3 protein-coding genes and 1 pseudogene are annotated in these 5,360 nt (G+C 57.2%); 1 reads left to right on the forward strand and 3 read right to left on the reverse strand.

Going from position 1 to position 5,360, the window contains the following annotated elements; genetic code table 11:
* Positions 1 to 788, reverse strand: a pseudogene (locus tag ACPYOJ_RS33700) (IS66 family transposase); the annotation flags it as partial.
* Between the two features lie 104 nt (positions 789 to 892).
* On the opposite strand from ACPYOJ_RS33700, the gene ACPYOJ_RS33705 reads away from it, so the two are divergent.
* Complete coding sequence (locus ACPYOJ_RS33705) at positions 893 to 2,011, forward strand: RHE_PE00001 family protein (RefSeq protein ID WP_481420125.1); 1,119 nt, start codon at positions 893 to 895, stop codon at positions 2,009 to 2,011.
* Between the two features lie 102 nt (positions 2,012 to 2,113).
* Here the strand turns inward: ACPYOJ_RS33705 and ACPYOJ_RS33710 are convergent, their stop codons facing one another.
* Complete coding sequence (locus ACPYOJ_RS33710; protein ID WP_481420123.1) at positions 2,114 to 4,012, reverse strand: ATP-dependent helicase; 1,899 nt, start codon at positions 4,010 to 4,012, stop codon at positions 2,114 to 2,116.
* Positions 4,000 to 5,360, reverse strand: a 1,361-nt coding sequence (locus ACPYOJ_RS33715; RefSeq protein WP_481420124.1) for an ATP-dependent nuclease, incomplete at its 5' end; no start/stop codon positions are given. The genes ACPYOJ_RS33715 and ACPYOJ_RS33710, both read right to left, overlap by 13 nt.

The raw sequence follows: 5,360 nt of genomic DNA on the forward strand, positions 1-5,360 counted from the left end.
TGTGTGGCGTAATATGGATTATGGGAATGTCGGGCGCCGGTGTCGTCGACGGTGACATAAGACGACGACACCAGACCGGCATGCAACACCGCCGCGTCCTCGGCAACAAAGCCATCCAGCTGCCGGGTCAAAAGCCGTACGATCTGGCGTTTTGAGATGTCGAGACCAATGCCATTGAGCAATGTCGTCAGACGCGCGGTCGTTACCTGTCCTTGTGCATGCAACATCAGGCACAGCCGCCTGAGGTTGGTGCCACAGCCACCGATGATCCCCGCCGGCAAGGGTGCCAGCACCGTCTTTCCATCCGGCGTCATCCAGCATTCGCGACGGTAATGCACGAGCTCCGCCTTGAGCACCAGGTCGCGAACATAGACGCTTTTGTACCCCTTGAAGCGTGAGCCGGCCGGCGCATTGATGCGCAAGATCTCCTGCCGGCTCACCCGTTTCACATCCAACTTCGCACCGCGCGGCTTCTTCTTTGTCTGGGCTTTGTCATCGGATTTGGCATCCGTCGCCTTGTCCATACCGGAGGAGCGAAACGGCGGGCGCGGCGGCAGGTTCTTCAACCGGGCGATCTCGTCGCGCAGCAGCTGGTTGTCGAGTTTCAGGCGGGTGTTCTCGAGCCGAAGGGCGGCGTTTTCCTCGCGCAGCTGGATGTTGTCGGCCTCAAGCTTCGCGAGCCGGGCTTCCGCCTGCTGCGACCGCTCCAACAGACCGGACACCAGACTGCGCAACGCATTCAGCGACAGTGTGTCGGCATGCTCGGGGGAGGGGAGCCGTTTCGTCATGACAGAATCGAATCATGATTTGCCCCTGCAGGAGAATCCCCAGGCTATCAATCAAGTCCCAAAACGCCGGGTTATGCACATTTCTATGCTCGCTCACCGAAACGCTGCCACCGATTTTGCCCCACGTACTGCTCAAGCCCGTTTCCGAGGCTGGGATCGCGCTGGCACGCTTGGATGAGCGCGTCGCCCGTTCCGAGGTGGGCAGCGGTTGGATTGAACGGTCGCAGTTCGCCGATGCCTGCGCCTCGCTCTGGATCGACGGGGAGCTCGTGCATCTCGAGGATCTTGTCCTGCATGACGCCAGCCATGACATCCGTGCTCCGACGCATGAACTGACCATCGCCCGCGACGTTTTACGCACCCGCCGTCGGATCGCGGCGCAGCCGCCCGGTTGGGCTCTCAGCCCGGACGGGCTGCGAAGCCTGCGTGGCCAAAGCATCGTCGCCGACTCGCCAGCGGCATTAAGCGGCGCCAATGAGCCTGCCGCAGCAGTCGAGGTTGAGATAGTACCAGAAGAGGAGGGGGAGATTTGGTCTGCAGTTCACACTCCCTTCGATGCCGAGCTAGCCGCCATCGATGCGGTGCTGGCGCGCTCGGAAGACGTATTGAAGATGGCGTTGGCGCCGGCGCGACCGGCGCAAGATCGCGACCCACTCGTCTACGATCTCGATTGGGACGAGGACGCCCGGCTGGAGGAATGGCGTGCCGTGCTTCGCCAGGCGGATCATTTGCCGGCGGTGCTGCAGGCCATCGTTGCCATCGATGCCTGGAACCAGCTCGAGGTGCTGCAGCATGCACCCTGGCTTGGCCGGCACCTCGCCGCCTCGATCCTGCGCCAGGCCGGCGTCACCACCGGCACCCATCTCGCCGCCATCAATCTCGGCCTCAAAACCATTCCCGTCGACCGGCGCCAGCATCGCGATCGCGAGACGCGGCTGCTCGCCATCGCCCATGGTTTTCTGGCGGCCGCCGAGATCGGGCTCAAGGAGCATGACCGGCTGGCGCTGGCGCGAAAAATGATGGAGCGGAAGCTGGAGGGGCGGCGAACGTCGTCAAAACTGCCGGAGTTGATCGAGCTGGTGATGGCGAAGCCATTGGTCTCGGCCGGGATGGTGGCGAAGGCGCTCGAGGTCACGCCGCAGGCGGCGCGGCGAATTGTTTTGGAACTTGGCCTCAGAGAGATGACGGGGAGGGGGAGGTTTCGGGCATGGGGGGTAATCTGAAGCAGGTGTCGGGAGTGATTTCATTGGAGGAGCGCGTCCGCCCTAAGGCAACGAGGGCGGCCGCGGCCGCTATCGGTAACTGCGCAAACCTCGCCACTGGGATCAGTGCTCGATCTCATCGAGAAAGCGTGAGCGCTTCTGCGATCTGATGTCGCCCCAGGGCATTTTCCGGCTTTGGGGATAGGTGATGTAGAGCCAGCGGCGCGCTCGCGTAACAGCGACGAACATGGCATTGCGCTCTTCATCAATCTGGGTAGCAGATTGCGCTCGGTAGTCTGGAAATACCCCCTCGCACATCTGGACAAGGAAGACGATGTCTTTCTCCAATCCTTTCATGGTGTGGACGGTGCTCAAAGCCAATCCAGCGGTCTGCTGGTCCCCAGCGAGCTGCCCGAGCGCCATGGCATTTCGAAACGCGACCAAAGACGATCCCATGCCCTTAGACTTGAACAGAGTCCATCGTTCATGAAACTCATGCAGTTCGGACAGGCTGCGCTCCAGTTCTGACCTGTCAAAGTCGCTCAGACTTCCAGCGGCGACTTGACCGAACTCAGCTTCGCAGTCAGCGACAAATTTCCGAACGTTTGGTTGTTCTGGATCCAGTTGGCGTATGCGCTCGATGAGCGAAGTTTGGATGGCGGGGAAGACCGCCGATTGGGATGCCTTGGAAGCAAGCCATTCGAGTGTCACGGCTTCGTCTGAAGGAGGTTTGCAACCTAGAATGCCTGCGAGTCGGTTAGCATTGACCCAGTCCTTTGGGTTGACCTTCAAACGTATCGCATTGTCCAGAACTCTGCCAAAAAGGCTACCGGCGTCGCTCAATCGTTCTCCCTTTCGGAAGTAGAACGGAATGTTTCGATCGCTAAGTTCTTTCTCCAAAGAGGAAAAGACAAAGCGATTCCGTCCAATCACAACGATTTTATCAAGCCCTATCTGTCCCTCGATCTCCGGGTGAACACCGAGAGAAAGCAAATGCTCGATCGTGTGGACTACGCCCGACGCCTCCGAGACCTCGTCGTCGTAGGCTGTGATCGTCATTCCTCCCTGCAGGGCGAACTTTGTAACCTCCTGGGTGTTTGGCTTGAGTTTGTTTGCGACTGCTATCACCGCTCTGGTGCTGCGATAGTTTTCGTTGAGCTTCACGACATAGGCGCCGAACTCTGCGGGAAAACGGGTCGTCATGTACTCGGCGCTCGAACCATTGAATCCATAGATCATCTGGTTGGGATCGCCAACAAACAGCACGCTCGTTACAGAGGTTCCGCAAAACGCTTTTATGAACTCGTACTGCAGTCGATTCAAATCTTGCGCCTCGTCGACGCAGACATGCCTGAACTTGGTCCTATAAATGGTGGCAACCCAATCCTGCATCAGTAGGAGACGGTGCGCTAGGACCAGGACGTCGTCAAAGTCGATTCCGTCGCTTGCGAGGAGCGCCCGTTGGTAATCCTGAAAAATTCGCCAAACGGAAGTCTGCTCGGGAAATCGGGCGCTTGCCTCCTCTTCTGTGAGCATCTCGCGCTTGATGACAGAGAAAGAACTCAAATAGCTTTGGAGGATGCGCTCACGGTTTCGATGCTCGCGCTCATCAGAGACAGCGAGGTAATCGTCGATATCGACGCCCGCGTCGCGCAGAGACTGTATGAATAGTTCCATCCGGTCGACGTCGCGTTCAATTATCTGAAAGTTTGCGGGCAATGCAATCGTATGCCCGTATTGTTCTAATATGCGCTGAGCAATAGAGTGAAGCGTTCCGACCCAAAGACGTTCTTCAAAATCGTCTCTAGCGCCTTTTAGGCGCTCCTTGATCTCGGCTGCCGCCGCGTTCGTGAATGTGAAGGCGACGACGCCGTCCTTCTTCGTCGAAGAGAGAATATGACGAACTCTTTCGGTTAGAACCCGTGTCTTTCCTGAACCGGCAGAAGCCAGAACTAACAACGCACCCCCAATTGGGGCCGATACGATCGCTTGCTGGTTTGGTGAGAGCATCAGTTCAGCCATTGGGCAATCTTTTCAAATGCCTGTCGAACCGCCAGCGGGATCAGCTGCTCGTTAGAAAGGTTTCGGGAATTCTTCTCAACCAAGGTCGCAAAGCTTGTAGAATACGATGTCTTCGCTCCCCGCATTCTTTTAATTAGATCGTCGTCGCCCAGTGCTTTGAGCTCTGTCATCTTCGCTTCTCGCCAGCGCTCGTTGTCCGTTCCTCTAGTCTCAGCCTCCGCGAGCGCTGCTACCGCCTCTTGTCGCAGGCCAAGTACTGAGACGAGCTCCGCTTCGATGTCGTTCCCCTCCCCAAGATATGAGATCCCATAGTTGCTGTCATTAAGGACGAGGCCGGTCTCGGGGGTGATTTTTCCAAGCTGGGCGTCGACTGAGGTTCTTGTGATCGCTTCGTTGTCGCTGACAACATAGATCGGAATGCCGAAACTCGCCGCCATCTTCACGAATGGCGAGTAGTGTCTTCCGCCGACACCTATCAAAGTGACCCCCTTAACGAACGAAGGCTTACCGAAATATTTCTCGAACATCGCCGGAAATATTTGCTCCTCAGTCAGACCTTCGAAGACTATCGCTGCTCTCGCAAAAAGGATCTCACCTCTATTTCGCATAACCTCGCGCTGGAGGACGCTAAGCTCTTCAGTATCCAAACCTCGAATCAGCTGGCGGCATTCCTTGCGACCGCTGGGACTGGCAATGCACCTCAAAGAATCGAGGCCGCACATTGCAGCGAGGTAGGGGGAGTGGGTGCTAATGACAACCTGGCCAACGGAATTGGACAGCTGAGCATAGAGTGCGCGTTGGGCATTGGGATGCAGGTGCGCCTCGGGCTCCTCTGCTGCCATCACGGGATGAAAGGGGCTGGCTTCATCTTGATGCCGTTGGGCCTGCATGTCGGAAAACGCTTTTACAGCCAGCATAGATGCCCAGCTCCGGGTTCCCATTCCGTGATATTCCATTGAGAATGAGGTCGTGGCCGAACTTCCAAAATTTACCGAAAAACGCCGGGAAAGATCGCGGATCTTTTTCGGAAATGGTGTCACTTCGGCGCTGCCGGTCCCACCAAACGAATCCTTCAAGGAATCGAGGTGCGATTTCAAGAGCGTGAGTGGCGGGCTCTTGTTGACCGCCTCCGTGTTGAGGTCGGCTATCATCGATTCAAGCCGAGATACATCCTCTGCACCATACTGGATGCTTGAAAATATCCGACCCACGAACGATGCCCTCTCGTTAAGCTCCTGATGAATGTCGCGTTGCGCATCTATCGAAATAAAGGGAATGACGTCGTATCGCCTGCTATGTCTTGTCCGCGGCGTTGCCTCTTCGGACATCCAGTGACTAAAGCTCGGCC

The sequence above is a fragment of the Rhizobium sp. SVR5-9E genome (assembly GCF_056755095.1).

Excerpts from the sequence above, each read along its gene's own strand:
- ACPYOJ_RS33710 (WP_481420123.1), bottom strand. The coding sequence starts at position 4,012 with ATGGCTGAACTGATGCTCTCACCAAACCAGCAAGCGATCGTATCGGCC.